General features: G+C 35.6%; 20 protein-coding genes. 10 read left to right on the top strand and 10 right to left on the bottom strand.

Features of this window, described 5'->3' with window-relative positions; genetic code table 11:
• Positions 1 to 44: 44 nt before the first annotated feature.
• The 3 genes from CDA10_RS02815 to CDA10_RS02805 form a co-directional block, all read right to left on the bottom strand.
• Positions 45 to 782, bottom strand: coding sequence for an NAD-dependent epimerase/dehydratase family protein (locus CDA10_RS02815; RefSeq protein WP_089604001.1), 738 nt, complete (start codon positions 780 to 782; stop codon positions 45 to 47).
• A gap of 60 nt (positions 783 to 842) precedes the next feature.
• Entirely contained in the window at positions 843 to 1,763 is a 921-nt protein-coding gene (gene argF / locus CDA10_RS02810; protein WP_089604000.1) for an ornithine carbamoyltransferase, read from the bottom strand.
• Positions 1,764 to 1,889: 126 nt separating this feature from the next.
• Complete coding sequence (locus CDA10_RS02805; protein WP_089603999.1) at positions 1,890 to 2,543, bottom strand: TetR/AcrR family transcriptional regulator; 654 nt, start codon at positions 2,541 to 2,543, stop codon at positions 1,890 to 1,892.
• 244 nt (positions 2,544 to 2,787) lie between these two features.
• Here CDA10_RS02805 and prpB point away from each other — a divergent pair, with 244 nt between their 5' ends.
• The 3 genes from prpB to CDA10_RS02790 all read left to right on the top strand — a co-directional run bounded on the left by prpB (position 2,788) and on the right by CDA10_RS02790 (position 5,475).
• The gene (gene prpB, locus CDA10_RS02800; protein ID WP_010111653.1) at positions 2,788 to 3,672 is read left to right on the top strand and encodes a methylisocitrate lyase; all 885 of its coding nucleotides are present in this window, start codon (positions 2,788 to 2,790) and stop codon (positions 3,670 to 3,672) included.
• 4 nt (positions 3,673 to 3,676) lie between these two features.
• A complete protein-coding gene (gene prpC / locus CDA10_RS02795; protein ID WP_089603998.1) occupies positions 3,677 to 4,813 on the top strand; it encodes a bifunctional 2-methylcitrate synthase/citrate synthase in 1,137 nt (378 codons plus the stop codon).
• Positions 4,814 to 4,938: 125 nt separating this feature from the next.
• A complete protein-coding gene (locus CDA10_RS02790; RefSeq protein WP_089603997.1) occupies positions 4,939 to 5,475 on the top strand; it encodes a hypothetical protein in 537 nt (178 codons plus the stop codon).
• A gap of 84 nt (positions 5,476 to 5,559) precedes the next feature.
• Here CDA10_RS02790 and CDA10_RS02785 read toward each other — a convergent pair whose 3' ends face one another.
• The 6 genes from CDA10_RS02785 to CDA10_RS02760 all read right to left on the bottom strand — a co-directional run bounded on the left by CDA10_RS02785 (position 5,560) and on the right by CDA10_RS02760 (position 11,181).
• On the bottom strand, positions 5,560 to 6,183 hold the full coding sequence (locus tag CDA10_RS02785; RefSeq protein ID WP_089603996.1) for a hypothetical protein: 624 nt from the start codon (positions 6,181 to 6,183) through the stop codon (positions 5,560 to 5,562).
• 207 nt (positions 6,184 to 6,390) lie between these two features.
• Entirely contained in the window at positions 6,391 to 6,924 is a 534-nt protein-coding gene (locus CDA10_RS02780; protein ID WP_089603995.1) for a DUF2058 domain-containing protein, read from the bottom strand.
• Positions 6,925 to 6,939: 15 nt separating this feature from the next.
• On the bottom strand, positions 6,940 to 7,614 hold the full coding sequence (locus CDA10_RS02775) for a YoaK family protein (RefSeq protein WP_089603994.1): 675 nt from the start codon (positions 7,612 to 7,614) through the stop codon (positions 6,940 to 6,942).
• 33 nt (positions 7,615 to 7,647) lie between these two features.
• On the bottom strand, positions 7,648 to 8,844 hold the full coding sequence (gene sstT / locus CDA10_RS02770; RefSeq protein ID WP_089603993.1) for a serine/threonine transporter SstT: 1,197 nt from the start codon (positions 8,842 to 8,844) through the stop codon (positions 7,648 to 7,650).
• A 178-nt stretch (positions 8,845 to 9,022) separates the two neighbouring features.
• A complete protein-coding gene (locus CDA10_RS02765) occupies positions 9,023 to 10,756 on the bottom strand; it encodes a SulP family inorganic anion transporter (protein WP_089603992.1) in 1,734 nt (577 codons plus the stop codon).
• 113 nt (positions 10,757 to 10,869) lie between these two features.
• Positions 10,870 to 11,181 carry an ArsR/SmtB family transcription factor gene (locus tag CDA10_RS02760; protein ID WP_089603991.1) on the bottom strand — a complete coding sequence of 104 codons (312 nt, stop codon included), beginning with the start codon at positions 11,179 to 11,181 and terminating at the stop codon, positions 10,870 to 10,872.
• Between the two features lie 437 nt (positions 11,182 to 11,618).
• Between CDA10_RS02760 and CDA10_RS02755 the strand changes: the two genes are divergently transcribed.
• The 7 genes from CDA10_RS02755 to CDA10_RS02725 all read left to right on the top strand — a co-directional run bounded on the left by CDA10_RS02755 (position 11,619) and on the right by CDA10_RS02725 (position 17,529).
• Positions 11,619 to 12,770 (top strand): serine hydrolase domain-containing protein, encoded by a 1,152-nt coding sequence (locus CDA10_RS02755; protein WP_089603990.1) that lies wholly within the window; start codon positions 11,619 to 11,621, stop codon positions 12,768 to 12,770.
• Positions 12,771 to 12,906: 136 nt separating this feature from the next.
• Entirely contained in the window at positions 12,907 to 13,173 is a 267-nt protein-coding gene (locus CDA10_RS02750) for a hypothetical protein (RefSeq protein WP_089603989.1), read from the top strand.
• Positions 13,174 to 13,179: 6 nt separating this feature from the next.
• Positions 13,180 to 13,926 (top strand): ATPase, encoded by a 747-nt coding sequence (locus CDA10_RS02745; RefSeq protein WP_089603988.1) that lies wholly within the window; start codon positions 13,180 to 13,182, stop codon positions 13,924 to 13,926.
• A gap of 312 nt (positions 13,927 to 14,238) precedes the next feature.
• Positions 14,239 to 14,658: a YeeE/YedE family protein gene (locus CDA10_RS02740; protein ID WP_089603987.1), complete on the top strand. Its 420-nt coding sequence runs from the start codon at positions 14,239 to 14,241 to the stop codon at positions 14,656 to 14,658.
• The gene (locus CDA10_RS02735) at positions 14,658 to 15,068 is read left to right on the top strand and encodes a DUF6691 family protein (RefSeq protein ID WP_089603986.1); all 411 of its coding nucleotides are present in this window, start codon (positions 14,658 to 14,660) and stop codon (positions 15,066 to 15,068) included. Before CDA10_RS02740 ends, CDA10_RS02735 begins: the two co-directional genes overlap by 1 nt.
• Positions 15,069 to 15,071: 3 nt before the next feature.
• On the top strand, positions 15,072 to 15,950 hold the full coding sequence (locus CDA10_RS02730) for an MBL fold metallo-hydrolase (RefSeq protein WP_171333938.1): 879 nt from the start codon (positions 15,072 to 15,074) through the stop codon (positions 15,948 to 15,950).
• Between the two features lie 523 nt (positions 15,951 to 16,473).
• A complete protein-coding gene (locus CDA10_RS02725; RefSeq protein ID WP_089603985.1) occupies positions 16,474 to 17,529 on the top strand; it encodes a 3-deoxy-7-phosphoheptulonate synthase in 1,056 nt (351 codons plus the stop codon).
• Positions 17,530 to 17,610: 81 nt separating this feature from the next.
• Here CDA10_RS02725 and gcvH read toward each other — a convergent pair whose 3' ends face one another.
• Complete coding sequence (gene gcvH / locus CDA10_RS02720) at positions 17,611 to 17,985, bottom strand: glycine cleavage system protein GcvH (RefSeq protein WP_089603984.1); 375 nt, start codon at positions 17,983 to 17,985, stop codon at positions 17,611 to 17,613.
• Between the last annotated feature and the right edge of the window lie 57 nt (positions 17,986 to 18,042).

The following is an 18,042-nucleotide window of genomic DNA, read 5'->3' as shown; positions in this document are numbered from 1 at the left end:
TAATTAATATATGGTTTTAGTATACGGAAAGTTTTTATAAATTGCTAAAATTTCCAACGATAAGATGAATCAAAACCTAAAATCTCTTGAGCTTTTTTACAGCTATAAACACCATCATTTTCAATGATTTGAAAAATACCTTCGCCAGCATTTATGGCAAGAAAGGCAGCATAAGCAGCGGCATCGACATGAATACGACCATGTCCAATTGGTTCACAGCCTGTAGCAGCGCCGTAAAGTTTACCATATCTTAAAATTACACTTTTTAAACCACTATTTTCAATTTGTAATTCCATGTTGGCAATACTTTCAGCATTCTTTCGAAGAATTTCATTATCAGAATTCACTGCTAATGCAGTATCTTCATTGATATGTGTTAAATGTGGCTCATGCGCAAAGGCGATACTTTGTGCAATAAACTTTTCACATGAAACGGTTTGCGCTGCTTTGATTAAATTTTGTGTGCCAATTTCTCGCAGTTTAGCATTGCGAACCCTTGCTTCAGACATGAGCGTTGGATTTAAACCATAGGGCAAATCAGTTAATTGATGAATAATATATTGAGGTGAAATTGTTTTAATTTTATTGATGAGCTGATTTTCATTAAAAACATCAACGATTACAGGTTGAACACCTATAGCATCTAGGAAATTTGCTCTATTTTCAGAACGAGTAGAACCAAAAACATTATAATTATGCTGTTTTAAAATTAAACAAAGCTTATAACCGATGGCACCTGTCGCACCTGCAACAAAAACAATAGGTTGATTTGTAGTATTCAAAATTTTACCTATACATAACTTTTACTGATCATAAATAAAGCATGTATAGGTAAATTGCAATTAATCTTGCTTTAAATGCTCATTCAACAAAAATTCAACCAAGGCTTTTTGTGCATGTAAGCGATTTTCTGCTTCATCCCAAACCACAGCGTTTTTATGATCAAGCATGTTTTCTGAAATTTCTTCACCACGGTGCGCAGGTAAGCAATGCATAAACAAGCAATCAGGATGAGCTAAATCCATCAACTTTTCATTCACTTGGTAGTCAGCAAATGCTTTTTCACGAATCTTTTGTTCTTCTTCCTGTCCCATGCTTGCCCAAACGTCAGTTACGATCAAGTCAGCATTTACTGCTGCATCTTCAGCAGAATCCACCAGTTCAACACAATGTGCAAACTCTGAAAGGAATTCAGGTTTAGGTTCATAACCTTTTGGTGATGCAATTTTAAGCTTAAAGCCCCACATATGCGCTGCTTCAATATATGAGTTACACATATTATTGCCATCGCCAATCCAAGCAATGGTTTTGCCTTTGATTGGGCCACGATGCTCAACAAAAGTTTGTACATCTGCAAGCAATTGGCAAGGATGATGATCATCTGTTAAAGCATTAATCACTGGTACACTTGAGTATTCTGCAAAACGTTCAACAATGTCATGTCCAAAAGTACGGATCATCACAATATCAAGCATGCTTGAAATAACACGTGCAGAATCTTCAATCGGTTCACCACGACCCAATTGGGTATCGCGTGAAGATAGAAAAATAGCACTACCACCAAACTGATTCATACCTGCTTCAAAAGATACACGAGTACGTGTGCTCGACTTTTCAAAAATCATGCCCATCACTTTGCCGACAAAAGGCTGAAAAACCTCATGTTGATGTTGTTTTCGCTTTAATTCTTGAGCACGTTCGATGATGCGATTTAATTCAGCAGTAGATAAGTCACGCAGGGTAAGAAAATGTCGTAGAGCCATGGTTACTCCACAATAATTGATAGGTCAAAGTCAAATAGGTATTGACCAACAATGTATTGTTGGTTGTTGATGAATAAAAAACAGCAAGAAGCTAATATACTATAAGAAAAGAGAAATGCAAAAAAACTAAATCTTTTGATGACCTTCTAAGAAGCGATCTACGCAATAACTGATATAGTTGTACACTTCTTGTTCATCTTCTTGAACGCCAACATTCATAAGTACATACCATTCAATATTGCGAATAATACCAAAGTAAAACTGAGCAGAATAAATAGGTTGTTTACAATGAATAAGACCTAATTCATCTGCTCTAGCAAGTGTATGAGCAATTGCCGATTGAATATGTTTTGGCCCTTGTTCATGAATATATGTCGCTAATTTAGGGCTTCTTTGCGTTTGCTCTAAAATTAGACGGATAAAAGCTGCATTTTCTGGGATGACCAAATGCTTTTTAAAATTCATTAAGGTTTGAATGAGATATAAACGTAAATCATCGGTATTAAAATTAAATGGCACACAAATATCTTTAAAAAACTGCTCACGGCGATAATCACAAATTGCAGTAAATAAGCCTTCTTTATTACCAAAATATTTATAAATTGAAGCTTTAGAACCACCAGCATGCTGGACAATATCATCTAAAGAAACTGCATCATAACCGCGATCGAGAAACAGTTCATTGGCACTGAGCAATAATGCAAGACGGCGTTCATGACCACGTTTAGTTTGTGGTAAATCACAGCATAAGGTTCCGATTTGCGTTAAGTCGTTGTGCATAAAATTTAAAATACTGCTTCAAATAAATGGGTTGCTACGAGTATAGCAAAGATGTCAATAAATATCTTAAGCAATATGAAAATGAAAAATAATAGTCAATAAAATCAAAATATTAAAAAAATGAATCAAAATTCATTTTTCTTTACCTAAAGTTTTATGTACACTCAGGGAATAGCCATTTTGGAAGTAAGCATTATGGCTATGTTCAGAACTCAATAGAAAAGTGACCGCTGTGGAAGGGAATATGACAGAACAGACATCTGCAGGCTTAAGATTTAGACAAGCTCTCGAAGTGGAAAAACCATTACAAATCATCGGTACAGTCAATGCTTATGCAGCAATGATGGCGAAACAAGTCGGTTACAAGGCGATTTATGTTTCGGGTGCGGGTGTTGCGAACTATTCTTACGGTTTACCTGATTTAGGTATGACCAGTCTGGATAATGTTTTAGAAGATGTACGTCGTATTACAGAACGTGTAGATACACCATTACTAGTCGATATCGATACAGGTTGGGGTGGTGCATTTAATATTGCACGTACAGTAAAACAAATGATTAGCGCAGGTGCTGCGGCCGTTCATATTGAAGACCAAGTGGCACAAAAACGCTGTGGTCACCGCCCAAATAAAGAAATTGTTTCTCAACAAGAAATGGTTGATCGTATTAAAGCTGCGGTAGATGCGAAAACTGACTCTAATTTTGTTGTCATGGCGCGTACAGATGCCTTACAAAAAGAAGGTCTACAAGCAGTGATTGACCGTGCATGCGCATGTGTAGAAGCGGGTGCGGATGCAATTTTTGCAGAGGCGATGACTGATATTACTATGTACAGAACCGTATGTGATGCAGTCGGGGTTCCTGTATTGGCAAATATCACAGAGTTTGGTGATACACCTTATTACACCACAGATGAATTGGCGGAACAGGGCATTCGTATGGTGTTGTACCCACTTTCGGCAACCCGTGCAATGCAAAAAGCTGCGCTTGAAGTTTTCCGCTCAATTCGTGAAAACGGTACACAAGTGAATGTATTGGACACAATGCAACAGCGTAAAGAACTTTACGAATTCCTTGATTATCATACTTTTGAAAATACATTAGATAAACTATTCACCCAGGAGAAATAATAAAATGGCTGAAGGAAAAGTACTTACAGGCGCAGGATTGCGTGGTCAAGTTGCAGGTAAAACAGCACTTTCAACCGTTGGTAAAAGCGGTGCAGGCTTAACTTATCGTGGTTATGATGTGCAAGATTTAGCTGAAAACTGCCAATTTGAAGAAGTTGCCTATTTAATCTTCTTTGGTGAATTACCAACAGCAGAGCAGTTAACAGTTTATAAAGCTAAACTAAAATCACTTCGCCAATTACCGCAAGCTTTAAAAGAAGTCTTAGAGCGTATTCCTGCAGATTCACATCCGATGGATGTGATGCGTACAGGCGTATCAATGCTCGGTAATTTAGAAACTGAGCAATCTTTTGATGAACAACAAGATGTTGCCGATCGTATTTTAGCGACACTGCCTGCAATCATTTGTTATTGGTATCGTTTTAGTCATGATGGCGTACGTATTGAAGAAAATACAGATGATGATTCTATCGGTGCTCAATTCTTGCATTTACTTCGTGGTGAAAAACCAAATGAATTGCATGAGCAAGTGATGAATGTTTCGTTAATTCTCTATGCAGAGCATGAGTTTAACGCATCAACATTCACTGCACGTGTATGTGCATCAACATTGTCAGATATGCATTCATGTATTACGGGTGCGATTGGTTCACTACGTGGTCCATTACACGGCGGAGCCAATGAAGCTGCGATGGAAATGATTGAAAACTGGACGTCTCCAGAAGAAGCTGAGCGTGAAATGCTTGGTAAACTTGAGCGTAAAGAAAAAATCATGGGCTTTGGTCATGCGATTTATAAAGACAATGATCCACGTAACGGCATTATCAAAATTTGGTCTGAGCGTTTAGCAAAAGAAGTTGGCGATACAGTGCTTTATCCTGTTTCTGTACGTTGTGAAGAAGTGATGTGGCGCGAGAAGAAACTTTTCTGTAATGCTGACTTCTTCCATGCATCTGCATATCACTTCATGGATATTGCAACCAAATTGTTTACACCAATTTTCGTGATGTCACGTGTTACGGGTTGGGCTGCTCATGTCATGGAACAGCGTGCTGATAACCGTATTATTCGTCCAAGTGCTGAATATACAGGTCCAGAATTGCGTAAAGTTGTACCAATTGAAGAGCGTTCAGCTGCTTAAATAAATTTAAAAAGTTTGATTTTTTAGGATAGCTACAATATAAGTATGTTGTAGCTATTTTTTTGTGCATCATAATAAAATGAAAATAGTTATTAATAAATAAATTTATATAATTCGAGGGAAAAATGACTAAAGATCAAGAATATATTTTAGATATTGCTGCTAAGTTTTTTAAAGAAAAAGAAATTAAGAAAAAATTTCAAATTATTCAAAGTAGCAATATTACCGGTTGGGAAATTTGGTTACAAATTGAATTTGCATATTTTTTAAATGGATTTGATGATCAACCTGAGTGGTATAGGGAGTTTAGTTATGAATATGACCGAAGAAAAGAAAAAATTAAATTGAAATTAAAACCAGATTTTTTAATTAGAAAAAAGGGTTGGAAACTTGATGAATACATGGCGCTAGAGTTTAAACAGGATGTGAAACCAGTCAGTTGTTTAAAAAAAATGTTATTAGATTTAGACAAGTATTCAAAAGTCAGAATGTCAAATGACGATATAAGAAGTGTATGGACCCTAGGAATCTTCTATACGGAAGATATTGGAAGCACAGAAGATAAATTTTCTAAAGTTTTAGAAGAACATGGTTGTTATAAATTAAGTAATTTAACGATTGGACAAATAGATAAAACAAACTATTGGTTTGTTTTATTGTAAAAGCCTCTTGTGAGGCTTTACTCATTTTTATTCTATGAAAAATAAACCCATCCTAGTAAATATTGAGGCATGTGTTTAAGTTCCTTATTTCTTAGGAAGTAATAAAACAGGATCTTCAATGTTATAGCCTGTTTCAAAAGGGATGCCTAAATATTGAATCACGATCAACATTTTATTCTGTTTAGGAATGATAAAATTCTGAGTAATTTTTAATTTGTTATCGTAATTTACCGCTATTTGATTTTTACTCTGATATGAAGGACTCGTGACTTTATATGTGGTTTTATACTCGGTAATTTTTTCAGAAGGATCATACCAAGAGGGAATTTGTGTTTTGCTCTGATTCAAGATTTGTATTTTTGCAGTCTTTGCATTACCTACAATCAAAGGTGTTAAACGTTTCCTAATTTTAGTTAAATCTTTTTCAAACTGAACACCGTCTTGATCATAATCAACTTTTTGAGTCTTTGGATTGATATACAGTGATCGAACTTCAATTGGTTTTTCAGGTGTTTTACTGTTGAATTGGTAATAATACAATTGTGGCAAACGACCACGACCATCTTCATAATGTCTTAAAAGATAAAGTTTCTGCTCTTTTACTTCATAACCTAATATTTCAATATGTTGTCCACCACCTACAGTGGCATGGCAGTGTAATGACGTTGTAAGGATAGTGCTTGCGATAAAGTATTTTAAGATTTGCATAGCAGTGTCATTCATTTATTTTAATGATTTATTTTGCATTTTTTTGCTGTGAAATTAAAATGAGTTTTGTATTTATTCGTTTTGTATTGAAAAAGCAAACTAGATTGTAAATGTTTAAGCATATTATTCAGTATTTTATTTCTTGAAAAATAAAAAAACCTAGTGAATTTCAATCACTAGGTTTAGTCATCTTATATTGATGGTGAATTACCACATTAAGTCATCTGGAATAACATAAGCTGCGTATGGATCTTCTTCATCTGTAGTTTGTTCATTTTTCTCTGAATTATTTACAATAATAAAACCGGTCATTTTGTCATTGATACGATCGGCCAAAGCTTTTGGTAAAATAGCATAACCATCAGCATCGTTAGCAACCACTAAGCTTCCAGAGACCAAGGCATTATAAACTTGCTGATTGATATAGATTTTTTTAACCGAACCATCAATAAATTGATAAACCGATTCACCATCTGTATCTCTGATTTTATGCTGCGAAATCATTTGCATGATTGATGCCTTCAGTGCTTTTTCATCCAATATTTTTTTCTTTTCTAAGTCCAAGGCTTGGTCTTTTGATAGTTTTTCTTGCTTGTCTTGTTCAATCTTAGCTTTGATTTCAGCTTCATTGCTTTGCCCAGTACGTTGTTCGTGCTGTGCTTGCTTAGACAGTTTCTTTGCTTTTTTATTATCAACTAAGCCGGCTTTAAGCAACTGAGCCTGCAATGCATTTTTAACCATATTAATAACCAACCATTAACTGTGTATTGAGCGATATCGAAAATAAATAAGCCAGTACACTAAACTTAAAATTAGGCTTAATCCCGCAGGAATAAGAAATGCATTCAATTGTAAATAAGGATGTAGCACGCTGGCAATGATTCCACCAAGAAAAAATCCAAGAAGAATCAATAAATGTAGGGTAATTCGGCGTTTTTCAGCATTCAATCCACGAAATAAATAGCCCAATGCTAAACCTAAATCGGTCAATACACCTGATAAATGCGTAGTACGAATAATCGTGCCTTTATAATGACTCACCATCGCATTTTGCACACCCATTGCAGCACTTGCCCATAACAATGCATATCTTGGGTATTGTGGAATAAACAACCAGCAAAGTAGTATAAAGAATGCGACAAGGCTGAGCGGAATACCATATCTACGGCCCAGTTGGAAATGACTATTTCCTAGAATGAAACCGCTATAACTTGAGCCAAGCACATAACTACAAATCACCCAAAACAGATAAATAATCGTATCTGTTTGATGCAGAATAATGGCTTGCGCCAATAAACTGGTATTACCTGTCATATGGGAAATCGATTGGTGTAGAACAGTGATTAAACCGAGAACATTAATCATGCCTGCATTGACTGCAAGCATGAAAGCAGCGAATTGAATCCAAATTGGTAAGCGCTGTAACGGCATAAACCCTTCTTTTTATTCTACACCTGTGATGTATTACTTTTTAGAAAGATCTACGGCTGCTGTAAATAAGACATCAGTAGAAGAGTTTAACGCTGTTTCCGTTGAATCTTGTAAAACACTGATCACCATACCAATCGCAACCACTTGCATTGCGATTTCTGAAGGAATGCCAAATAAACCACATGCAACAGGAATCAGTAATAATGATCCACCTGCTACACCTGAAGCGCCGCATGCGGTTACTACAGAAACAACAGAAAGAATAATCATGGTAACCATATCTACCTGAATACCCAGTGTATTTACAGCTGCTAGCGTGAGTACGGTAATCGTTACAGCTGCACCTGCCATATTGATCGTTGCACCTAATGGAATGGCAACATTGGCAGTTGCATCTGAAACACCAAGACGTTTTGCAAGATCAAGGTTTACAGGAATATTTGCGGCAGAACTACGTGTAAAGAATGCCGTAATACCACTTTCTCTTAAGCATTTTAAAACCAAAGGATATGGATTTTTACGCATGACTACAGCAACAATGAGTGGGTTAATAACTAGCGCCACAAAAATCATTGTACCAATAAGGACTGCGATCAATTGTGCATAGTTTTTAAGTGTTTCTAAGCCAGCTTGTGCAAAAGTTGCAACAACTAGACCAAAAATACCTACAGGTGCAAAGGCAATAACAATACGGATAATCGAGTCAATCGCACCTGCAACATCAATAATCATTTGTTTGGTCGTGTCAGATGCATGACGAAGTGCAGCACCTAAACCCACAGCCCAAGCAAGAATACCAATAAAATTGGCTTGATCTAATGCTGAAATTGGATTGGAGATAAAACTCAATAAAAGATTTTTCAGTACTTCCGCGACACTACCCGGTGGTTGCAACGCTGCATCGGATGCATGGGTAAAGATTAAAGTACTTGGAAAAGCCATACTTGCAACCATAGCGCTCAGTGCTGCCAAAAGCATCCCAATTGCATATAACCCAAGAATAGGTTTAAGGTTTCCTGCACCTTGACCTACTTTAAAATTGGCAATCGATGCGGTAACCAATACAAAAACGAGAATAGGCGCTACAGACTTCAAAGCCTTAATAAACAATTCACCCAAAATATTAAAATATTCAGCAGAACTTGGAAAAAGATAGGCAACTAAAAAGCCCAAAATAATAGCAATGAGAATACGACTAACTAAACTTAAACGTGCTAGGGCAGTGAACATATGCGAACCTTAAATGCCTAAACTGGCCTAAAATCAATAAACAAGCTGACTATTCTATACCTAAACAGGTTCACATAAAAAATACAATTTTGAGATAAAAAGTAAGGTATTAAAAAATATACAAGTTTTTTCAAAATTAAATATAAAAAATGCTTTTAAATCAATCCATTTCATTGAATCAAATCTGATGAAAACTCTGAGCATCCAATTTATGCATGGCTTGGTAATGTGTTAAAAAAACCTTGCCACTGAGTTCATTAATCAAATTTGACTGCTTAAGACGATCCATGACAGGGCCTTTTACCTCAGATAAATGTAATTGAATTTTGAGTTTATCCAATTCATGGTTAATTTCTTCTAAGGTTTCCAAAGCGCTTAAATCAATATTGCTAATACTGGAGCAATTGATCACCACATGATGTAAATCAGGATTTTTACTCACTTCAGAAATCACAAATTCTTTAAGGGTATTGACATTTAAAAAGGTTAAATTTTCATCAATACGAATAGACACAATATTGGCGCTGGTTAAAACATCATGACGAGAAATATTTCTAAAATGCTGTGTGCCTTCAACTAAACCAATGACAGCAATATGTGGTCGGCTAATCCGCCATAGCAATAATAAAAAGGTAGAAACAATACCAATGATTAAACCTGTCGAAATATCAATACACAATACACCGAAAAAGGTCACCCACATCGCGATACCATCCGCTTTTGAATAGCGCCACGTTTCAATAAAGGGTTTAAAATCGACCAATTTCCAAATCGAAACCATGATTGTTGCAGCGAGGATCGCCAGAGGCAATTCTTTGAACACCCCTGTAAAATACAAACTGACAATCACAATAAAGATTGAAGATAAAACACCTGCCATGGGCGTCTTCGCACCTGCATCGGCATTGACAACAGTCCGAGATAGACTACCTGTTACTGGGAATGCAGCACTGATTCCTGCGCTGATATTTGCCAAACCAAGTGCAATCAGTTCCTGATTACTATTCAGTTCACTACGTTGTTGAAAAGCAGTTGCTTGGGCAATTGAAATGGATTCAACAAAACTGACCATGGTGATCATCGCTGCACCGGGTAGAAGCTTTAAAACTAAGTCCCAACTCCAAAACGGCATGGTTAATGGGGGAAATCCTGAAGGAATTTCTCCAACCGTTTTAATACCCAATTGATCGATATGAAAGAATTGCACCAAACCAATCGAAATAAAAACCAACAATAAAGGCAGTGCTTTAACCCAAAATTGAATGGCATTTGAAAATGATTTAAAAAACTCTGAATTCAATAATTTAGGAACATAAATTAAAAATAAAATTGAGCCAATTCCAAAGATAACCGTTGCCATATTCATCAATGCTAAGTATTGCCATGCACTTTGGAAAAACTCGATGATATCGCCTGATTTTAATGGTACATCGAGTATAAATTTAACCTGACTCAGTGCAATTAACAGTGCAGAAGCAATAATAAAACTTTTAATGACAGGGTGACTGATGAGGCGAATTAGAAATCCAAATCTGAAAATACCCAATAACGTTGAAAGTATGCCGACCAGTAATGCCAATAAACATGCTGCTTGAATATACACAGGTGAACCGACTTCATATAAAGGTTCAAGCGTTGCAAAGGTCATCATGGAAATCAGTGCGACAGGGCCTATAGACAGCGTTGGGCTTCCTCCGATCAAGGCATAGACGATCATGGGTAAGATACTGGCATATAAACCCATGACAGGTGGCAAACCTGCAACCATTGCATAAGCCATACCTTGCGGTACAAGCATCGCAATCACGATCAGTGCTGCAAGCAAATCCGCTCTAAATTTTGGGGCACTATAGTCCTGAAGCCATAGCCATGCAGGGAGAATTTTACTCAGTTGAAACTTAGGAATGGGCATTACATTTTCATTATCATAATTTCATATATATTATGCATAAAAAATGCTAAGAAAGCAGTTAAAATTAAACTTAACTTATCTATGTGGTTGTTATTAAAAATAATTTAATAAAACTAAGCCTCGGGGCAATACAGGTTGTATAAGGTGTTTAAAACAATATGTAATTTCTCATCCTTAATCGAATAATAAATTTGCTTACCATCACGCCGTGTTGAAACAACATTACTTTTACGTAGCATCGTCAGTTGTTGAGAGAGTGTAGGCTGATTAATTTGAGTCTTTTCTTCAATTTGTGAAACATTCAGTTCTTCCTGAGCGAGATGGCACAAAATGAGTAAACGATCTGTATTGGCTAAAGATTTTAAAATGGTGACCACAGATGATGCAGATTCCCGCATAACATCAATTTCAAGATCATTAGACATATCGACTTTCCATGTTGTTTAAGCAAGTATAACCGCAGCATTATATACTGTATGTTTTTAAATGAGATGAATCCAAGCTCAAATAACCAAGGTTCAAGAAGAGTATTGTTTAAATAAAGGAGAAAACAGTAATAAAGGAAAGATCAGTCTCAAATTTTCATCAGTATCGTCTATCGCGAAAGTCGGCTCTCTGATCGAGTTTAAGCTTTTAGACTTTTAATAGTATGTAAAATAGCCTCTACCGTTTCTGCCACTTTTATAGGTTGTCTTTTAGCGACTTTGTTCGTCTTTAGATGATAAATAGTAACAAGGATTGATAAGTTCAGAATATTTTACTTAATGTGATTGTTAAGAAAAAATTGGCCTACAATTGAGTTGGCTTATAATGTAATCACTTTTTATGTAAATTTTTATCAAAATTAAAATGAGCATCTATAATGAAAATAACTTCTATTATTTTAATACTACTTTTAGTCATTGTTTTATCATCAATTATTTATTTTAAGTATAAAATAGACCATATAGCTGATCGTAAAAATCTTGAAGCCTCGATAGATGTTGAGGTTGAAAAAGCAATGCGTGGTGGGCAATTTCAAAGTATTGTCGTTGGAGTTTATAAAAACAAACGTACTTTTATCAAAGGATATGGAACAGTGGCTAAAGAAAGTCAGCTTTCCCCCGATGCGACAACCATATTTCAAATAGGTTCTATCAGTAAGCTTTTCACGGCATCTTTATTACAGACACTTTGTGATCAAGGTGCTGTATCCATGGATGATACTTTGGAGGAACTCATTGGAGATCAAATACCACTTTCATCAAATGCAAAAAATGTCACGTTAAAGCAGCTCGTTACACATACTTCAGGCTTTCCCAGTATTCCAAAATCGTTAGAAAGAAAAGTGCAACAACAAGTAGATAAAGAAAATCTACTCTTAGATCCTTATAGTCATCTCCATTCAAAAGACATATTTGGCTATCTTGCAACAACAGAAGATAAACGCAAATCAGGTCAATTTGAATATTCAAATTATGGTATGGGCTTATTAGGTCATGTGCTTGAATTAGTCACTGGTAAAGATTATGAGTCTTTAGTCAAAGAGATGGTTTTAACGCCTATTGGAATGGATGCAACGGTCATCCCCCCAACATATCAAACACAGGAAAAATTAGCTCAAGGTTATACTTCTCAAGGAAATATTACACCTGTATGGACATTTCCAGTTCTTGCAGGCGCAGGTGGTTTCTATTCTAATGCAGATGATATGTTGAAATTTATTCAAGCCAATCTAGAAGAAAAAGGGGCTAGTTCTAAAGTATTTGAAGAAATGCGTAAAACTCAAGCCAGTGGCAATACAGGAATAGGTTGGATGCAACCCACATTTTTAGATCGTTTCTTTGGCAATCGTAATATCGTATGGCACAACGGTATGGTTGGAGGGTACGCAACTTATCTATCTATAGATGCTGAAACAAATACAGGTGTTATTGTATTAACAAATCAAGCGAACAGTGTAGATATGTTGGGAATGATGCTCACTCACCAAGTACGTACTCAATCTTGGTCACCTGATACATATCCCAAGTAATCACATAAACTAGTTTTACTTACTCAGTAAAAGTTGGTGAGATTTAGGATAAATTGAAAGCTGCTACAAAATAGACAAAAATATGGATTATGATAAGATGGTCTAAACATCTAACAATTAGATGCTGGAGTAGAATATGAGCACTTCAACAACAATGACAGTGATGAAAACCACATTACGTGAAGAAGCAACCATTCCTAAATTGGCCATTCAATCTTTTTCGAATGCATTTGAATATGCAATTCAATCAGAACATCAAGTTGTTTATGCTCAAGATTTTAAATTGATCGCTGTGCAACATGGGGAAAAAGTTATTGTTAAAGATTTATCCAAAGCTTATGTTGTTCCGCAACTTAAACGTAGCGTGTTAAAACGTAAAAATAAACAAGAGGTGATGGCATAAGCGTCTATGCGTCAACCAAGAATTAGAATGTTTGCGGGGCCAAATGGTTCTGGTAAAAGCACGATTAAAGATTATTTAGCGCCTCATCAAATTGGGGCTTATTTAAATGCAGATGAATTAGAAAAAGATTTAAAGCATTCACAAATTTTAAGATTAGAAAATTATCATCCCGATTTAAATACAAATACACTGATTCAATTTTTAAAACAGAAAAAACGTAAACAAGCAACTGATTTTATTCCATTATTATCAATTAATCCGCAAATTTTAAGCGATGGCTCTATTTATTTTGAGAAGCAAGAAATAGATTCCTATTTGTGTGCTCGAATTATTGATTTTATTAGAATGGAGTTTCTCAGGTTAAAGATCAGTTTTACCTTTGAAACGGTAATGTCACATATCAGTAAAGTCGACTTTTTAAAGGACGCGCAGAAACAAGGATTTAAAACCTATTTGTATTATGTTGCAACGGTAGACCCTGAAATTAATATAGGTCGAGTACATTATCGTGTGCAAGAGGGTGGTCATACAGTTCCAGAACAAAAAATTCGTGAACGTTATTATCGTAGTTTAGATTTGCTCATGTCTGCGATCGAAGCCTCAGATCGTGCCTATATTTTTGATAATTCAAGTCATGGTGAAAAAGCGGCCTTTATTGCCGAAATAGAAAAAGCAGAAATGTTAAAACTCAATCCAGCCATCGAATATTTTCCAAAATGGTTTGTCGATAAAGTATTGGAAGAGTTTAGCTAATTTTTATGACTTAAATTTGCTGTTTGAAAAACAACTTAAATAAAGACATAAATAAAAGAATAATTAAACGCATAAAATTGAACCGTAGATAAAGCTTTTAAAATCATAATTTTATCAAAAAATAATCGATAGTTTAGAGATTTGTGAGGCCAATTAGTGCAAAACAAAGAATGAGATGATTCAATGCATTAGGCATTGGTCAATCTAATAATTGCCACTTTTATCTCTATGAAATATTCAAAGATTGAAAATGAGTTGATTAGTTTATTAATAAATATATTATAAAAACATATATTGTTTGAATTTTAAAGCATGCATGATTATTTATTGGCTTTCTTAGGTGGTCTTTTACTCGGAATATCTGTTGTAGGCTACTTATTTTGCAATGGCCGCATCGCAGGGGTGAGTGGTCTAATCGCTCAGGTATTGAATCCACAGACTATGTTTAAAACACCTGCAATATGGTTTTTATTGGGTTTATTGATCACCCCATTTTTCTATGGATGGATTTTTAAACCACACATTGCCATGGTGGTTACTAGCCCAATACTTTTAATTTTTTCGGGTTTATTGGTTGGATTTGGCACAAGTTTAGGCTCAGGTTGTACCAGTGGGCATGGGATTTGTGGAATCAGTCGTTTATCTAAGCGTTCTATTGTTGCAACGAGTATTTTTATGTCGGCTGGATTTATGACGGTTTATATTATTCGTCACTGGGTAGGCGTTAAATGATGAAAAATATTTTAGCTTTTGTTTTTGGCGGATTATTTTCAATAGGACTCATGCTTTCGGGCATGTCAAATCCAGCCAAAGTTATTGGTTTTTTAGACTTATTTGGAGATTGGGATCCCAGTTTAGCATTTGTAATGCTTGGCGCGATTGCTGTGGCATTTTTTCCTTTTCAAAAAGCCATACGTAAGCCTGTGACGATTTTTAATGAAACGATTCAGCTTCCTGAAAAGACTCAACTAGATCAAAACTTAGTTTCGGGTGCTTTTATTTTTGGTGTAGGTTGGGGAATAGCTGGGATTTGTCCTGCACCTGCCTTGACACTGATTGGTTTGGGCTATACACAAGCGCTGTATTTTATTGTCGCCATGTTAGTTGGTATATTGATCCAGCGTCAGGTCGCAGGAGTATAAGCAATGATTCGTCCATTGGTGCAAGACTTTTTTGATGAATCGAGCCATACCTTTAGTTATGTGGTTAGCGATCCTCAGACGCAGTGTTGTGCAATTATCGACAGTGTTTTGGACTATGATGCAGCGTCAGCAACGACATCGACCGATCATGCAGATCAAATCATTGATTACATTCAAAAACAGCATTTAACAGTACAGTGGATCCTTGAAACGCATGTTCATGCAGACCATTTAACGGCATCACAATATTTAAAAGAGCAGTTAGGCGGACAAATTGCAATGAGTGAAAAAATTGCGATTGTTCAAGATACTTTCTCGCATATTTATAATATTGATATTAAAGCATTAAATTCTCGTCAAGCATTTGATTATCTATTTAAAGATCAAGAAGTTTTTAAAATAGGGGCGTTAGAGGCATATAACATTCCGACACCAGGTCATACACCCGCATGTTTGAGTTATGTGATTGGTGATGCTGTATTTGTTGGAGATACGTTGTTTATGCCAGATTATGGAACAGCTCGATGTGATTTTCCCAAAGGAAGTGCATCTCAACTTTATGATTCTGTGCAACAAATTTTTAAATTACCTGAAAATATACGAATGTATTTGTGCCATGATTATTTACCTCAATTGGCCAACGCTAGGCAAAACTATATGTGTCAAACAGATATAAAAACACAGCGTATGGAAAATATTCATATCCATATAGGTGTTCATAAACAAGCATTTATTGCAATGCGTGAACAACGTGATGCAATGTTATCAATGCCTAAACTGATTTTAGCTGCCATTCAAATTAATATGGCAGGCGGAAAGTTTCCAGTGCCAGAAGCGAATGGGATCTGTTATTTAAAATTACCTTTTAACTATTTTAAATAGCTGTTTTTAAAAGTATTTAATGAAAATAGTTAGGCTTAAATGTTAATAGTTCGTTGAATTGAATATTTTCCAACAAAATTGCTTAAATTTAAACATCAACAATTTTCGTCAATCCATCAAAAACATGAAAAAACGCTTGTAAAGTCTGTGAACAGGGAGTATTGTAAATTTAATACAGATTTTATGAACGACATGAAGATGTTAAAGCAACCAGTAATCGCTACTTCTTATTATTTTTGGCAATTCTTTAAATAGTTGCCTGAAGTCGTTCGGGCAATGAAATAGTTGCCCATCAAAGTTAATACCTGATCGGCAACACCGATCAGGTTTTTTTATGCCTTTTACTTTATAAACGTTTGATTTGAGAAATTTGGAGAACATCATGATGACATTGAATAACGTATATTTTAGCAACTTTTATTGGTTTTATTTTGGTCAGATGAACAATCAGATTCCACGTTCGAATAGATCACATACGCTCAAATAAAAGTGAGGACTGCTGAAGAGTCCAAAGGAATACATCATGAATGCTTTAAATATCGCTTTACAACAAAATCAAAGTCAAGAGATTGAACTCAGTTTACCATATGATTTAAAAAGAAAATTTCCATTAAACCATACACTGGCGATTCAAATCGCAGAACAACGCCAAACCATACAAAATATACTTGATGGCACAGACCCTCGTTTACTGGTCATTGCTGGACCATGTTCAATTCATGATGAAAAAGCAGCACTCGAATATGCAGAAAAATTAAAACACATACAAAGTAAAATCTCAGATCAAATTTTTTTAGTGATGCGTGCATATATTGAAAAGCCACGTACTACAATTGGTTGGAAAGGTTTTTTATATGACCCAAATCTTGATGGTTCATCAAATATGCAACTTGGCTTAGAAAAATCACGCCAACTTTATTTAAATATTATTGAAATGGGTCTGCCTATTGCCAGTGAAATTTTAAGTCCGATGGCTACAGCTTATTTTGATGATTTATTGGCTTGGGGTGCAATTGGTGCACGTACTAGCGAATCTCAGATTCATCGTGAAATTTCAAGTCATATGCCTTTCAGCATCGGCTTCAAAAATGGTACAGATGGCTCAATTCAAATTGCATTGGATGCAATTCAGTCTGCAAGCCATGCGCATCAATTTTTGGCAATGAGTCAAAAAGGTAATCCATGTATTTTGCAAAGTCAGGGGAATCCTTTACCCCATTTAATTTTACGTGGTGCAAACCATGGTCGTAATTATGATGCTCAATCAATTCAGCACATTCGTGATCAATATCAAGGTCATTTACCAGCTTTAGTGATAGATTGTAGTCATGGTAATAGTGCGAAAGACCCACTCAAACAACCTTTGGTTTTACAACAAATTATTGCGGAAAGACACATGACACAGGTACGTGGTGTAATGTTGGAGAGTCATTTACTGGATGGAAATCAAAAGATTTCATGTGATATGACCTATGGTCAGTCTGTAACTGATGGTTGTTTAGGATGGGATAAAACCGAACATTTGTTGTTGAATATTGCTGAACAATTATCCGTTAAACCGTTATTACGCACAGCCTAGTTTGAAAATTTTACATAAAAAAGATCAGATGAGTCTGATCTTTTTTATGTTTTTAAATCACTGTTAATGTTGAATAACAGATTATAAACCTGCTTCGTATTCAGTATTGCTGAGCAATTTTTCAACATCTGCAATATTGTCAGGTTTGATTTTATAAATCCAACCTTTACCGTACGGGTCATCATTTACAAAATCGGGATCATCTTCTAAAGCTGTATTGATTTCAACCACTTCGCCTGAAACAGGTGCATGAATATCCGATGCAGTTTTAACAGATTCAACCACACCAGCTTGAACGCCTGCAGTTACATGGCTGCCAACTTCTGGCATTTCCACATAAACTAAATCACCTAATGCATCTTGGGCATGATCTGAAATACCAGTAATCACAAGATCACCTTCAATTTTTACCCATTCATGTGTATTTGCATACTTCAAATCTGAAGGATGATTCATAATGACTCCTTAATATGACAATTTCTTTTTGCTAAGCGTTATACAGGTTTTTCAGTT

The organism is Acinetobacter piscicola (assembly GCF_002233755.1).
Taxonomy (GTDB): Bacteria; Pseudomonadota; Gammaproteobacteria; order Pseudomonadales; family Moraxellaceae; genus Acinetobacter; species Acinetobacter piscicola.
This window is presented reverse-complemented; position numbering and strand designations above follow the sequence as displayed.